11 protein-coding genes and 2 pseudogenes are annotated in these 15,027 nt (G+C 42.6%); 1 reads left to right on the top strand and 12 read right to left on the bottom strand.

The genetic code is table 11. From position 1 onward, the window contains the following. Positions 1-69: 69 nt before the first annotated feature. The 7 genes and pseudogenes from IQ276_RS34045 to IQ276_RS34015 all read right to left on the bottom strand — a co-directional run bounded on the left by IQ276_RS34045 (position 70) and on the right by IQ276_RS34015 (position 6,878). Positions 70-1,254 (bottom strand): NAD(P)H-quinone oxidoreductase subunit H, encoded by a 1,185-nt coding sequence (locus tag IQ276_RS34045; RefSeq protein ID WP_221706028.1) that lies wholly within the window; start codon positions 1,252-1,254, stop codon positions 70-72. Positions 1,255-1,369: 115 nt separating this feature from the next. Next, positions 1,370-2,302 (bottom strand): helix-turn-helix transcriptional regulator, encoded by a 933-nt coding sequence (locus IQ276_RS34040; protein ID WP_235116206.1) that lies wholly within the window; start codon positions 2,300-2,302, stop codon positions 1,370-1,372. Between the two features lie 54 nt (positions 2,303-2,356). Then, positions 2,357-2,548, bottom strand: a pseudogene (locus IQ276_RS34035) (zinc ribbon domain-containing protein); the annotation flags it as partial. Positions 2,549-2,889: 341 nt separating this feature from the next. Further along, complete coding sequence (locus IQ276_RS34030) at positions 2,890-3,297, bottom strand: hypothetical protein (RefSeq protein WP_190880059.1); 408 nt, start codon at positions 3,295-3,297, stop codon at positions 2,890-2,892. 439 nt (positions 3,298-3,736) lie between these two features. Then, positions 3,737-4,165 (bottom strand): CAAD domain-containing protein, encoded by a 429-nt coding sequence (locus IQ276_RS34025; RefSeq protein ID WP_193918586.1) that lies wholly within the window; start codon positions 4,163-4,165, stop codon positions 3,737-3,739. A 412-nt stretch (positions 4,166-4,577) separates the two neighbouring features. Then, entirely contained in the window at positions 4,578-5,036 is a 459-nt protein-coding gene (locus tag IQ276_RS34020; RefSeq protein ID WP_190880055.1) for a BON domain-containing protein, read from the bottom strand. A gap of 219 nt (positions 5,037-5,255) precedes the next feature. Further along, positions 5,256-6,878 (bottom strand): histidine kinase, encoded by a 1,623-nt coding sequence (locus IQ276_RS34015; protein WP_193918588.1) that lies wholly within the window; start codon positions 6,876-6,878, stop codon positions 5,256-5,258. A 611-nt stretch (positions 6,879-7,489) separates the two neighbouring features. Between IQ276_RS34015 and IQ276_RS34010 the strand changes: the two genes are divergently transcribed. Beyond that, a complete protein-coding gene (locus tag IQ276_RS34010; RefSeq protein ID WP_193918590.1) occupies positions 7,490-10,609 on the top strand; it encodes an MFS transporter in 3,120 nt (1,039 codons plus the stop codon). A gap of 98 nt (positions 10,610-10,707) precedes the next feature. Here the strand turns inward: IQ276_RS34010 and IQ276_RS34005 are convergent, their stop codons facing one another. The 5 genes and pseudogenes from IQ276_RS34005 to IQ276_RS33985 all read right to left on the bottom strand — a co-directional run bounded on the left by IQ276_RS34005 (position 10,708) and on the right by IQ276_RS33985 (position 14,779). Then, entirely contained in the window at positions 10,708-11,343 is a 636-nt protein-coding gene (locus IQ276_RS34005) for a hypothetical protein (RefSeq protein ID WP_193918592.1), read from the bottom strand. Positions 11,344-11,468: 125 nt separating this feature from the next. Next, positions 11,469-12,206: an intradiol ring-cleavage dioxygenase gene (locus tag IQ276_RS34000; protein WP_193918594.1), complete on the bottom strand. Its 738-nt coding sequence runs from the start codon at positions 12,204-12,206 to the stop codon at positions 11,469-11,471. A 104-nt stretch (positions 12,207-12,310) separates the two neighbouring features. Next, positions 12,311-12,577: a hypothetical protein gene (locus tag IQ276_RS33995; protein ID WP_193918596.1), complete on the bottom strand. Its 267-nt coding sequence runs from the start codon at positions 12,575-12,577 to the stop codon at positions 12,311-12,313. Positions 12,578-12,608: 31 nt separating this feature from the next. Continuing rightward, a pseudogene (locus IQ276_RS33990) lies at positions 12,609-13,315 on the bottom strand (alkene reductase); the annotation flags it as partial. A 150-nt stretch (positions 13,316-13,465) separates the two neighbouring features. Continuing rightward, positions 13,466-14,779 carry an efflux RND transporter periplasmic adaptor subunit gene (locus tag IQ276_RS33985; RefSeq protein ID WP_235116205.1) on the bottom strand — a complete coding sequence of 438 codons (1,314 nt, stop codon included), beginning with the start codon at positions 14,777-14,779 and terminating at the stop codon, positions 13,466-13,468. Between the last annotated feature and the right edge of the window lie 248 nt (positions 14,780-15,027).

Raw genomic sequence — 15,027 nt, 5'->3', positions numbered from 1 at the left:
CCCCACTCCCTCATCTCCCTCATTTCCCCCACTCCCTACTCCCCACTCCCCACTCCCCACCTCCCCCATTCACCGATCTACCGATCCCATCACAACATCAATACTTCCCAGGATGACGAAAATATCTGCGACTTTTTGACCCCGGATTAACTGAGGTAAAACTTGTAAATTATTGAAATCGGCTGGGCGAATTTTCCAACGCCAGGGGAAGACATGATCATCTCCAATAATATAGATTCCTAATTCTCCTCTCCCTGACTCTACACGGACATAGTTTTCACCCTGGGGAATCTTAAATGTAGGGGCAACTTTTTTGGCAATGAACTGGTAATCAAACCCATTCCACTCAGATTTAACACCTGCTACCATGCGTTGAGCTTCTAAATTTTCGTATGCACCACCAGGTAATCCCTTAAGTGCTTGCTGAATAATCTTGACTGACTCACGCATTTCTCCAATTCTGACGACATACCTAGCAAAACAATCTCCTGCTGTATCCCACTGTACTTCCCAGTTAAAATCGTCGTAGCATTCGTAATGGTCAACTTTTCGTAAATCCCACTTCACGCCAGAAGCCCGTAACATCGGGCCAGAAATTCCCCAATTAATCGCTTCTTCCCGACTTAAAACTCCCACACCCTCAACTCGGCGGCGAAAAATCGGGTTATTGGTAATTAGTCTTTCATACTCATCAATCTTTGGTACAAAATAATTACAGAAGTCTTCGCACTTATCCACCCAGCCGTAAGGTAAATCAGCAGCAACTCCACCGATGCGAAAATAATTATTGTTGACCATCCGGTAGCCTGTAGCAGCTTCAAACAAGTCGAGAATCATTTCGCGATCGCGCAAAGTGTAAAATATCGGAGTTTGTGCGCCAGTGTCTCCCACAAAAGGCCCCAACCACAGCAAATGGTTGACAATTCGAGCTAACTCCAGCATGATTACTCGAATATAACTGGCACGTTTGGGGATCGTGATATTTGCCAGTTTCTCGACAGCATTCACTGTCACGGCTTCATTAAACATCCCCCCATAGTAGTCCCATCGACTCACATATGGTACGTACATAATATTGGTACGGTTTTCGGCAATTTTTTCCATACCCCGATGTAGGTAGCCGATGACAGGTTCACAATCAACGACATCTTCGCCATCCAAGGTGACAAGAATCCGAAAACACCCATGCATGGACGGGTGATGAGGGCCAAAGTTAATCACCATTGGCTCAGTCTTGGTTTCAATTCTGACCATAAATCAAAAGTTTCCCTAATCCTTAATATTTCTGAATAAGATGCTATTTTTGAAAATTTTAGAGGGTTTAGGGGCTGGAGTCTTGCAAATTCGTCCGATTTTTTGCAGATTTTTCCTATCTTTGCTGAATAGCTTTCGGAGTTACACCCATTAGCCGTTTACAGTGAAAATTGAGATGGCTTTGGCTGGCAAAACCAACCAAGTGAGCAATTTCGCTTATTGGCATTTCTCTTTTGAGCAATAATTCATAGGCACGTTGCACCCGACAGTGAATAACATATTTATGAAGAGTCATTCCTGTAGATTGTTTGAAAAGCTGGGAAAAATAATGGGGACTCATTGGTATCAACGCCGCCAATTCTGTTAAACCTAAATTTTGGTCAAGATGTTCTTGAATGTAGTCTATAACTTGCTGTAATTGAAGCCGTGGTAAACCATTTTTATATGCTTTTAATATCGGTTTACGCGTAGAATAATGTTCCATAAGATGTACTGATAAGGCATTTACCATCGTCTCTGCATAAAGACGACTCCCCAAAGGATTACTTTCCAGAATGCCTTTGAGTGCTAGCCCTATTTGATAAACCAGAGGATCGGGTGTGGCGAAGCGCGGTATCAGTTCAATCTGTTCGGTATCTGCTGTTTCGTCAACTGCACGAGCAAAAATCTCTGGTTGAATTGCAAGTAGAATAAAGTCCCCTTCAGCGTCCCAAGCCGCCTGATGCCCAACATTAACGGGAGTAATGAGAATATCGCCTCCAAGTACAGCGTCACGATGTCTGCGTCCATCCATTTTTCGTTCAGCATGAATCACCCGCGCTCCATGAGTGAAAATCAGTAGAGAGTGCCACTGGGGAGTGGAAACTTCTGGAAATGCGGAAGCAGGTTGACACATGTATGCCAGTGAAATTCCATGCCAACCTGCTTGAAGACTCGTGAGAATTGGTAGACGTGGAAATAGTGGTAAGATTTCATCTTCTTTGGTGATAACTAAGGGCTTTTGTTCTGACATCGATCGCCACAAATTCTTCCAAACCCAATGTATCAAAAGCTAAGAAATCCTTGACATACTCCCCCGAATTCAATTCGGGGGATTCTAGCTTCAAACAGCAATTGCAGGCATAGCCTGTCTGACATCGCCTAAACCAACAGTCGATGCCCCGACTGCACAAATTATCTTAGATGCGTTGTCGTCCCTTCCGTTCACTGACTGACAGGATGGACAACGCCATTCTCTAACTGACAAATCTAAACTTTCTAGAATGTGTCCACAATGACAACAAGTTTTGCTGTATGTAAATATTTTGTCGAACTATAGGACTCATATTTGATTTTTGAACAAAACTCAGTACACTTTTATTCCTTCTTCCCAGTCCCCAGTCCCCAATCCCCAGTCCCTTACCTCTACGAGTGATTCAGAAATCAAATCGGATTCCTATATTTACTAAATATAAAAGCAGAGACGCAATAATTGCGTCTCTAAAAACTTCCTCATTAGCCTTTTACGTGAATTGTACCCCAGGAAAAACTAAAACAATTTTGAATTTGAGATTCCACAAATCAAGTCGTTTACTTTCAGAAATTTTGGATTTTGAATCCTCAATCCAAAATCCAAAATTTAAAATCTAAAATTCATTAAATGATTCCTGGGCCTCTACCGCGCTTGTCGCCCTTTTCTGTCAACTTACCTTCTTCGTCTTGGTTAATTTCCCCAAGTTCTTCAACACGTTCTGCCGTATCTTCTGCTGCTTGTTTGCGTGCATCACCCGGTTGTTCGTAGTACATTTCCGGTTCAACTGCATAGTTATTCAACAAACCTTCTTTGTCTACAGTGTAACCGTCAGTGGTGCGTAGACTTTCACTATCAGTTTGATCGTCGGTTGGGGAATTTGCTTCGCCTTCTTCTGTGGGGAGTGTTTTGAACTTATCTCCTTCTCTTTCTTTCCGAGCCGCTGTTTCAGCAGGGATAATTCCGCGATCGTATGTATCTACTTCTGCGCGATCGGATGAATCTATACCTTTTTTAACTGCTTCATTAGCCATAAATTATGTCCTCGTTAAAGAATCTTTTGAATAACTTCGATAACTAGATTAGGCTGTTTTTCATTTACAATCTACTATCTTGAGAAGTGATTTAAGTTTCAAAATATATCCTTTTCTCTATCTTGAGATGTATCCAAAAGACTAGTAATAAAAGAGAATTCAGAATTCAGAATTCAGAATTCAGCAATCTTTTTAGTGGGGGATTTAGACCCGCCACTAATTGTAGACCACCAAATTTTCAATTTGGTGGTCTACCCTGGGGGTTCTCCGAACGCGAGTGCGTCTCGTAGAGAAGGAGTACAATCAGTCGCGGGTCTGAATCCCCGACTGATAGCGACGCGGAAAGCGAGTCCTCGATAGCGCAGCGTTAGCGAGTTCGCGAGCGTCGCGTCTTTATTCTGACTCCTGAATTCTGACTTCTGAATTCTTCTTCAAAAAATTATTCGCCCACAATTTCGTTTTTCAGTAATCGAATTTCCTGGGCTAATTCTTGCCGATTTGAAGCCTTAATTAGATAACGCAAAATAAACCAGGTGGCGTAAGCAATTCCAATTAATTCAAAAGTTGGTGACAGTAGCGGAATATCATGGATTGCATCCAGAACTGCTAGTGCTATTTTGACTGTGACGATCGCGGCAAAAATTAAACTCAGAGTTATTAGAGCCTGCTTGTAGTCCTTAAAAAAACTACTTAGGTATTCTGGCAATTGCTCGAAAAATTCAGAAACTTGTCTACTAATTCGTTGCCATTCGGGTTCGGATGCTGGTGGTAGCTTTGGCAATTTTGTAGTGTTTGTCCCTTCAAGTGCTAGGGTAGCTTGTAATGAAGAGGGATTGATGGATTCGAGTTGCTGTTGTTGGGTTTCCATAGTTTTGGCTTTCAGCAATTACAGGAGTTTTTATAACTGACTGAGCGTCAATAAATATAATTATTAAAGTTGTCAGTTGTCAATTATTTACCGTCAGTACCTAAGTATACCACTCCTCGTGGATTTGTGAATTGCCAATCCGCTTTGGTTTTTGAAATTATCAATCTATGTAGGGAGGGAGTAGGAAGTAGGGAGTAGCGAATAGGGAATCAGCCTTTTGGAGTTGAGAGCGAGTTTTTTCACGCAATCAAATAGGAGTTCTATAGCTGAGAACTAAGACTGAGTAGGAGCCTTTACAGCAGAATTGCTAATAGACCTAGTTGAGTTTGTTGAATTTAGCAAATTCACTAAGTTTAAATCTGCTGTAAGTCTATTTATGGCTGCCTACTCACTTGGATTTTTGTTAACTGTGTCAGCGTTGTGGTTTGGCAACAGCAGCTTTCACAACTACAGTTTTGACACCTTTAATTTCCTTGGACAAAGGTTCAATTTTAGCAATTTGATCTTGATTGGGTACGGTTCCTCCTACAGTGACAGTCCCATCTTTTGCTGCGACTGTTAGTTGACCACCAGGGATGTTAGCTTCTAATTTGGAGCGAACTTCACTTGCTATGTCAGCTTCGGCTCTATTTGCATCGCCACCAGTGGCATTATTGCGTTGTTCGCGGGCGCGAATATCTTCATTTAATTGTCTTCTGCGGAGTTCACTTTGTGCATCTTTTTGAGAAGCTTCTGTTGTTTGAGCACTCGGTGTTTGTGGAGCTTCGTTAACATTACCAGGTGCAGATTCACTTGTTTTAGAAACGTTATCGCAAGCAGCCACACCAAAAACTAAAAGACAACTAATTACGAAAGGAGTTAGCTTTTGCATATGTTTAATTCTGAATCAGAAAGTCAAATTTGTTGAAATTCACGGCACAAGGTAGGAGCAAGGAGTCAAGAGTTAGAATTCAGAATTCAGGAGTAGAGATTCGATGAATCTTGTCTGTAGATGTACAGGATTTTAAATTCTGGATTCTGGATTCTAGATTCTAGATTCTGAATTCTGGATTCTGAATTCTAGATTCTAGATTCTGAATTCTTATTTGAGTTAGATTGTTTCTTCACGACGGTCAACAATCACTACAGCAGGATCGTCTCTATGAGCTTCTGTTGAGTAGTTGGTACGATCGCTCCCAAAAATTCCTGTGTTGTGATGGGTTCCTCGGTCGAAACCTGGGCGGTGTTCGCCTAAATCGGTGGCATCATAGATGGCGAATTCTTCAATACCTCGATTTTTGAGAATGGCTCCGGCTTGGTGGATTTCAGCTTCTGTACCATCGACAATTACCAAGTAATCACCTCTTTGGAAGCGATCGCCATAAACTCTAGCTCTGTCTTCGGGAATTCCTAAACCAACCAGTGCGCCAACAATTCCCCCAGCGGCGGCACCGATAGCACCACCAGCCAGTGTTGTTGCTATGGCGGTAGCTACTGCACCACCTGCGATTACCGGTCCGACTCCGGGAATAGCTAAAGTCCCAAGACCAACTAATAAGCCTGTCAAGCCGCCTAAGACGCCGCCTGTAGCTGCACCCGTTTTTGCACCTTCGTCTGCTTTGTTACCTGTATCGACGTTTCTGTTCTCTACACCGGCGATCCCATGAACGTTTCTATCTTTGGCAATGATTGAGACTCTATTCATTGAGAAACCAGCATCTCGCAATTCTGTCAGTGCTGTTTCTGCATCTCGACGATGAGAAAACACACCGATCGCGCGTTTGCTTACTTGTTGAGGTCTAGTTGCAGGGGTATATCCAGTTGGATCGAAAATTTGCCACTGTTGAATTCCGTGTTGACTGATAATAGCAGCCGCACGTTGAATTTCAGCTTCTGTACCACTCACGAGGATGATGTAATCGCCTTGATTGATGCGCTCGTTATAGAAATGAGTGCGGTTATCTGGTAGCCTCCAGCGTGTGGAGTCCCAGCGATCGCTCACATGAACGCCTGCAAAAGGTTCCCGTCCCAAAGAGTCTCTGTGAATTAAGGAAATTTGACTCAAAGGAAAACCCGCTTTTCGCAAATCATTAATTGCGGCTTCCGCGTCTCGGCGATGAGAAAAGTATCCTACTGCATATTTGCCGCTAACTACATCCTGATGAGCAACACCTGTAGTGGGATGTGTGCTATCTGGGTGGTCGTAAATGCCAAACTCTTCGATACCCCGGTTACGTAAAATTGCTTCTGCTTTGGCAATTTCTGCATCTGTACCATCAAGGATGACTAAATACTGTCCCCGTTTGACGCGTTCATCGTATACTTTGGCTCGTTCTTCAGGAATTCCTAAACCAATTAATGCACCAAGCAAACTACCAGCTACTGCACCAATACCTGCTCCCGCGAGAGTGGTGGCTAGGGTGGTTGCTGCGGCTCCAGCCAGCATAATTGGCCCAATTCCGGGAATTGCCAAAGTACCAAGACCAACTAATAAGCCTGTTAATCCCCCCAAAGCACCACCGGAAACGGCCCCTACCGCAGCGCCTTCATCAGATTTATCACCAACGCGATCGCGGACTTCGGCGCCAGCAATATCATCACCCTCTCCGTCCCGCGTAATGACAGATACTCTGTTCATATCAAAGCCGGCATTTTTCAATTCATGTAGCGCATGTTCAACATCTCTACGATTAGAAAATACGCCTACAGCACGTTTATGTACACCTACAACCATTATTTTTTCTCCTCAAACAGTAAAATCAATTATTCAAAAATTTATAGCTCGGTTATAGCTCGTAATAATCCCTATTAATACATGTTTATATTTATTTTTCCTCAATCGGTTGGAAGAATTTTTTTCTCTATCAACAGACATAGGCGGTTTTATCTAAAGAAAGTAAGTAAAAAAATATCAGTATAAAATCTAATTAAATAGATAAGTTCAACAAAAAGTTATGATTTTTCTATAAATAAATAAAAATAATCTTAATTAAATTAGATATTATGTATATTTAAAAATTCAGATAACTATGTGATATATGAATACATCTATATTTCACTAATACGCAGCTACGTAATTATATTTTTACAAGATATCTTTGTTGCCAAAAAATAATTAACTTTATTTAATAATTGAACACTTGTCACATGAATACATCATTACATTTTTTTAATTAAAAATATACTTAGTAATTCAAACAACGAATGTTTATAAAAGTACGACTTTTGACGAAATTCTTTCTTACCTGGGAAAGTGTAAGCCTAGCCAACTCAATATCTAGACTGATAAATAGACCATTTTTTGAAAAAGATGGCTATTTAATTGAATGGAAGTGAGAAAATAGTATGTTTCAAAGTGTTTTAGCCATATTAAGATGGGATTTGCTACCTTTTGGATTAGCACCTATGACTTTAGGTCAACAAGTACTAACTCCAGAAGAAGGATCAGTTCTGTTTTCTGGACCTAAATTCTGGGTAGCTTTGCTGGCTGGGGTTTCAATCGCTTTTGCCTTACAATTGTTATTCACCAACTTTTCAGTCGCTGTCGGAATTTCATCTTGGGAAATTGATTCAGATGATGATGAGCAGTCAGAAAGTGTGGGTAAAAAGATTCGTAATGTCCAAGCTAAAATCGGTTTTTGGGCATTGATAACCGCTAGTATTGCATTATTTATTGCTTCTTTTCTAGCAGTAAAACTAAGCTTAGTTCAAAATGCATTTCTCGGAGCAGTTATCGGTGTAGTCATCTGGTCGATTTATTTTTCACTGATGATTTGGTTTGGTTCATCAGCAGTAGGTTCTTTAATTGGTTCTATTGCTAGTACTGTTACCTCTGGTTTTCAAGCGTTGTTCGGTACTGCAACCACTGGTATCAGTGCTAATACAGCCAAACAACAATTGGTTTCTACAGCAGAAGAAGTTACAGCGGCAGTTCGACGAGAATTAACATCAGGTTTTGATCCTGAAAGTATCATAAATACGCTACAAAGTTCTTTGGCTGCTGTGCAATTACCAAAGTTGGATCTCAAAGAAATTCGCAATCAATTTGATCGGTTAATTCAAGATACAGATTTGCAATCTGTTGCTAATAGCGATTTGTTGCAAAATGTTAACCGCCAAACCTTCGTTGATTTAATTAGCGATCGCACCGATTTATCTAAAGAAGACCTCAATCGGATTGTTGACCAATTAGAAAGTGCTTGGCAACAAGCTTTGAATCGCAAAAATCCAACACAGCAAGTAATTAATTTGCTCAAATCTGCTAGTCCGGAAGAACTCAATTCAGAAAAGTTAGGTGAAAAACTTCAGGAATTAGTTACAGTTGGAGGTGGTAATGGTAAGCAAAGTAATGGTGTAATCAAGCAAGCTGTTCGCTATGGCTTGAGTGCTGCTGTACCAGCTGTGTTGGATAGGGTAAATCTTTCTGATATTGACGTGAACAAAATTACAACTCAGTTACAAAAACTCAAAGAGAAAGTTCAAGATGTCGATGTCGAGCAAATTACAGAACAATTACAAAAATTTAGAGAACAAGCAACTGCAAGATTGCCGATGTCACTGGAAAATACAATCAAAGCAGATGTAGAAGACTATATTTTGAATTCCTTTCCTTGGCACTTTAACCGGATTACCCTAAAAGAAGAATTCAAAGAAGTCATCTATGATGCGAATGCAAACCCGACAACTGTCAGACGGGAGTTAGAAGAAATCAACCAAGAATATTTCGTCAACTTGCTAAAGCAACGGGATGATATCAGCGAAGCCAGGGTAACAGAAATCGCCGAACAAATGGAAAGCGATCGCCAGGAAGTTTTAGAAACTGTCAAACAAGCCGAAGTGCGAGAAAAAGGTCAAGATTTCCGCAGTCGCATCGAAAATTATCTGCGTTCAACTGGTAAAGAAGAACTTAATCCTGAAGGTATTGAACGGGACTTTGGCAAGTTGCTAGAAGATCCACAAGCTGGCTTTGAAGATTTAAGTAGCCGCTTTGGGCAATTTGACCGCGATACTTTTGTACAATTGCTGCAACAACGTCAAGATATCAGCGAAGAAGAAGCTAATAATATTGTTAGTCAAGTCGAACGCAACCGCGATAATATCTTGAATCGTGCTAGAGAATTGCAAGAACAAGCAAAAGCTAAAGCCGATGAATTACGCCAAAGAGTTGAAGATTATTTGCACAATACTAACAAAGAAGAACTCAATCCCGAAAGTATCAAACGGGAGTTTAGAGTTTTACTAGAAGATCCGCAAGCCGGAATTAGCCTTTTGCGCTCACGTTTATCGCAATTTGACCGCGATACCTTGGTACAATTGCTCAGCCAGCGTCAAGATTTGAGCGAAGAACAGATTAACCAAGTCCTCGATCAACTTGAAGCCGTCCGAGATAATATTCTCCAAGTACCGCAGCAAGCGAGAGAACAGTACGAAAAAACTACAAAAGCGATCGCAGAGTATCTCCGCAATACCAATTTGGAAGAACTCGATCCAGATGGTATTAGGCGCGATTTGGAAAGATTACTCGACGATCCCAAAGCAGGTGCATTAGCATTGCGCGATCGCCTTTCTCACGTAGATCGAGAAACCTTGGTTAAACTCGTGAGTCAAGGGGGAGACTTGAGTCAAGAGCAAGTTAATCAAATAATCGATCGCGCACAAGATGCGATTCGTGATATTTTGAAAGCGCCGCGACGTTTAGCAAAGCGTACCACTCAAAGGATTGTAGATTTTGAAGGTAATCTGGAAAACTACCTGCGGAATACTAACAAAGAAGAACTCAATCCCGAAAGTATCAAACGCGATTTGCAATTGCTGTTGTCTTCTCCCCGCGCTGGAATTGAGAATCTAAGCGATCGCGCCTCTAAATTCGACCGTTCAACAATCGTGGCGCTGCTATCCCAACGCGAGGATATCTCAGAAGAGGAAGCTAACCGAATTGTGGATCAAATCGAATCTGTTCGTAGTTCCATTGTCGAACAATTCCAACAAATTCAACAAAAAGTGCAATCAGTGTTGGATGGGATTTTTGCCAGAATTCGCAACTATCTTAACTCTCTGGAACGTCCTGAACTCAACTACGAAGGAATTAAGCAAGACTTTGGCAAAGTTTTTGACGATCCCCAAGCAGGATTTGAAGCCTTGCGCGATCGCCTGAGTCAATTCGATCGTGATACCCTAGTTGCTGTCTTGAGTTCTCGTGAGGATATTTCCGAAGCAGACGCCAACCGCATCATCGACCAAATAGAAACAGCGCGGGATAGCGTACTCCAACGAGCTGAACGCATCCAACAAGAAACACAAAAACGCCTGAAAGCCATTCAACAAGAAGCTAAAAAGCAAGTCGAAGAAACCAAGAAAACCGTTGCAAATGCAGCGTGGTGGATATTTGGGACAGCATTGACTTCCCTTGCTGCGAGTGTCATTGCTGGTGCGATCGCGGTTACAGGGTTACCTTTACCTGGCTAAAGTGGTTCCCGCGTAAGGTAGACAAAGAAATAACCACACATCAACACAGATAATTGTAGGGGCGCACAGCTTGTGCGCCCCTACCCGTCTGAGAATCACTACCTATCGGCTGGAGGAGGTGCTTGGCGATCGCCTTGAGGACGAGGCGGAATACCCAAAGCGTCTATCAACTGTTGTTCTGTGACACCCAGCTTCGCCGTAGCGGCTTTAAAATCAGGACGAGGTGGACGCTGATTGCGATCGCCTTCACTAGGAGGATTAGCAGGTACTCCCAGCGCCGCTTTTAACTGAGCTTCGGTGACTCCCAACTTTGTCGCAGCAGCTTTAAAATCAGGACGATGTGGACGGTGATTGCGATCGCCTTGGCCAGGAGGATGAGCAGGTACTCCCAGTGCATCCTTTAATTGTTGTTCTGTGACACCCAGCTTTGCCGCCGCGGCTTTCAAATCAGGACGAGGTGGACGCTGATTGCGATCGCCTTGACTTGGAGGATTAGCAGGTACTCCCAACGCTGCTTTTAACTGAGCTTCTGTGACACCCAACTTCGCCGCAGCCGCTTTAAAATCAGGACGAGGCGGACGCTGCCTTTCTGACGGTGGTTGGTTGGGAACATCTGTTGCCTGTGCAATTTGCTGGGATTGATTAGCAGCATTTGCTTGATTAACTGACATAAAACCAAATGTACCAAACCAAACAGGAATCGCTGTTAAAACTAATACTTGACGAATATTCATAATCGACACCTAAAAGATAGATTGTTTACATTTCTAATTGAACTAATCGAAAATTACAGTTCGCCCTGCTTGTAAATTACAATTTTGTAATTTTTGTCACGTTAAGCATAACTACTGTACTCAAACTACGTAATCTTCAGCCCCACATCAAAAGTTGCTGCGTAACCTTGTGCATTCTTGGTGAGTTTGAGCAACATTTGTTCGCCACCATCGATAAAAATGCCGTCATCAGCATTCTTTTGCGTGCGCTGTCCCTTGCTGGCGTAAGGCGTCTGGCTATGCACCTCATCGGTAATTGAGTCATCAAAGTATAGCTGTGAGGTAAACTCATAACGCTGTTCTGATGTTCCATCAGTGCGAACCTTGAAGTGGATATGAACAGTTCTGCCTTGATACCAACCGGGATAAATGGTTGTAAACTCGACAGTTCCATTGACATTGCTGACTTGATAGCCCCGCAAGAACTTTTGACCGACGGTACTAAAACTTGAGTCTGTCACATCCGAATAGACACCCAGTGCATCACAGTGCCAAACATCAACGATCGCACCTACAAGTGGTGTACAGCCAGTACTGCCAACTTGAGAAATGTGCAGTGTCAAATACAGTGGTGTCCCTGCTTTCACCGAACCATCCGCAGGATCGGAACGGATGTCTGAGCGGTTGAGCTTTTCATCCACGAAATAGGGGCCTTCCGTCTGTTCTGGACTCACGACACACCCAGGCGATGTAGCAGAAACGGCTACACTCGACTTTCTCGGTATGCATCCAACCACAAGTATTGCCGTTCCAGCTGCCCTAAATAAAATAAGTACATCTCTGCGGCTGAAAATCCGAGCTAATTGGCGATTGTTATTTTTCATCACCATGCTTTGAAGAAGAATTCAGAATGGGCTACGCCCCGCTGCGCTAACAGAATTCAGGACTCAGAATCACTGTTCGTGAGAGACTCCTGAATTCTTTGTTGTTAACGGTTATTGTGTGGTATCTGATTTTGATTGACGCTGTGAGGTTGGGGAGGGCGTTTTTTCTGCTGTGGGCGTCGTTGCTGATGCTTGATTTGTGGTTTTTTGTCAGGTTTTTGCAATTCATTTTGCGCTGTTGGGCGTTGTTGTGAAATCTCTACTCTGCCATTGGCTGGAGATTGGGCATTTGCTTGATTGGGTGCAACAAAACCAAATGCACCAACTACAAAAGGAATCGCTACCACAGCTAAAACTCTACGAAGATTCATGATTGTTAATCTCGAAACTGTTGCTTACATTTCCGTAAAAAGTGTTACTTGGTGAAAGCTTGATCCCTACACGGTTTCCATCCCAGACACTAGCCACTGCTTCCACAACTTCCAACAAAAATCGGCTGCGCTTTTCTATTGAACCGCCATATTCATCTGTGCGCTGGTTAGAGCCATCTTGAAGGAATTGATCGATTAAATAGCCAAATGCACCGTGAAGTTCAATACCATCAAAGCCAGCAGCTAAAGCATTTTTAGCACCTTGGCGGAATTGTTCGACTATTTCGGGAATTTCCTCGGTTTCTAAAGCACGGGGAGTTTCCACGATACTTTCCCTATGGGAGTGTGGAGCGATCCAACTCCAGCGATCGCACTTGGAGCAACTGGCAATTCTCCATCAAGTAAAGCTGGGTGAGAAACCCTCCCAGAATGCCAAAGTTGCAGAAAAATTCTACCACCTTGTTCATGCACTGCATCAGTTGTCAACTGCCATCCCGTCACCTGTTCATCCGAGTAAATTCCCGGACAGTTTATGTATCCCAGACTCAAAGGTGACACCATCGTGCATTCAGTAACAATTAGCCCTGCACTGGCGCGTTGGGCGTAGTAAGTTGCCATCAGCGAGTTAGGAATATTATCAATTGCCCGCAAACGGGTCATCGGCGCCATTACAATCCTGTTCGGCAGAGTATAAGGGCCAAGCTGAACTGGTGTGAAAAGATTGATATTGGAATTCATATTTCCGTTGGTAGATTAAGCAGCCTATTGGGTATGGGGCATGGGGCATGAAGAGTACTGAGTGAAGAGTTAGGAGTTAGGAGTTTATTCTCCCCCTGCCTCCCCTGCCTCCCCTGCTCCCTCATCTCCCTCATCCCCAACTCCCTTCTCCTAAAATTCTGGAGCGATCGCTACACCATCTGTAAGATTAAGCAGTCCTGAGATAATAATTTTATCTTCTGGCTGTAATCCTTCGATCACTTGATAATTATTACCTCTAATCTGACCTAGTTTTACTCGCTTTTGCCGAGCTACTTGTTGAGACACGCCTTGGGGAGATTTTTCGGTTTCAACTACATACACAAAAGTTTGCCCACCTACGCGAGTCACCGCTGCTGTTGGAATTAAAATTCCAGGGCGCTCATTCCAGATGACTCTAGCCCTGGCCAATTGATTTGCACGTACCTGACCATTAGAGTTATTAAAGAGTGCTTTAATCAGTATCCCTTGTGTTTCATTACTAGTATTCGGTGCAATGAAAAATACTCTAGTTCTACCTAACTTCTGACCTTGTGTGTTCATAATCTCCACTGGCATTCCCTCACGCAATAGAGATTTTCGCTGTGGAGGCACGGAAATTTTAACTTCTAAAGGTCGATTTTGCATCAAGGTAACTAACGGTGTGGAAGTATTAACCAAATCACCCGCTTTCACCGAGATTTCGCCAACTGTACCACCAAAGGGAGCGGTAATTTTATCGTACTGGAGTTGTTGTTGTTTCGGATTTACATTAGTTTGCTGTAAGGATTTTTCAGCTTCTAAAATGGTGGCTCGTTGGGCTTGAATCTTAGAATCAATTGCATTTAGACTAGTTTTGGCGGCGGCGAGCCTGTTAGCGTACTGACTGCTAGCCTGTCGAGATACTGCTCCTTGTTGAGCTAAGCTAAAATATTTTTCGTATTCCTGTTCGCTGAGTTGCACATTAGCAACGTAAGATGGCCGTTCTGCTTCCAAAGATTTGAGTGTAGCGCGGGCATTTTCTAGTTGGATTAAAAATGCCTGAGGCACAGCATTAATTCCATTAACCCCTGCTTGTTGCCGTCTTGAGTCTACTTGGATAATTGCTGCTCCTTGTGCTACTGAATCTCCAGGTTTGACAAATATCTGAGTGACTTGACCTTGAATCGCTGGCTTGAGGTTAACTGAGCGCTCAGATTCCAGAGTAGCAATAAAATCTGAACTTTCCTCAATGATGCCGCTTTGGACTGTGGATATTTTGACTCTTACCCCTTGAGATTGAACATTAGCAGTTGAAGTTGCTGAATTTTGTGGAGTCAGCAAACGCCAAACTATAGTTACTCCGCCTCCTAACAATAGTAGTGCAGCTAAAAATAACCAAAGCCACCGCCGTTTTTTTGGAGGTGGCTCAAATGAAGTTTGTGAAGAATTTTCTCCAAAATCAGTTTGAGGCTCTGGGGATGTCATGGCTGATAAGGAATTTAATGAACAATTGAACTAAAACTCAATCAAGATTTTATCTGTTGAGATTGAAATTCCTGATTTGGCATGAGCTATTGTGGCAAATTATATGTTTGCCCATTTAAATATACTGTTTTGATAATTTCATCTAAATCTACCTAAAGGTGAATGATATCTTTTGAAAAATGGTTTAGGGAAAGGGGAGTGGGGAGTGGGGAGTGGGGAGATGAGGGAGATGAGGGAGATGAGGGAGT

Origin of the sequence: Desmonostoc muscorum LEGE 12446 (assembly GCF_015207005.2) — a bacterium.
GTDB classification, from domain to species: Bacteria; Cyanobacteriota; Cyanobacteriia; order Cyanobacteriales; family Nostocaceae; genus Nostoc; species Nostoc muscorum.
Note: the sequence above shows the minus strand (reverse complement) of the source record. Positions and strands in the feature narration are given on the sequence as shown.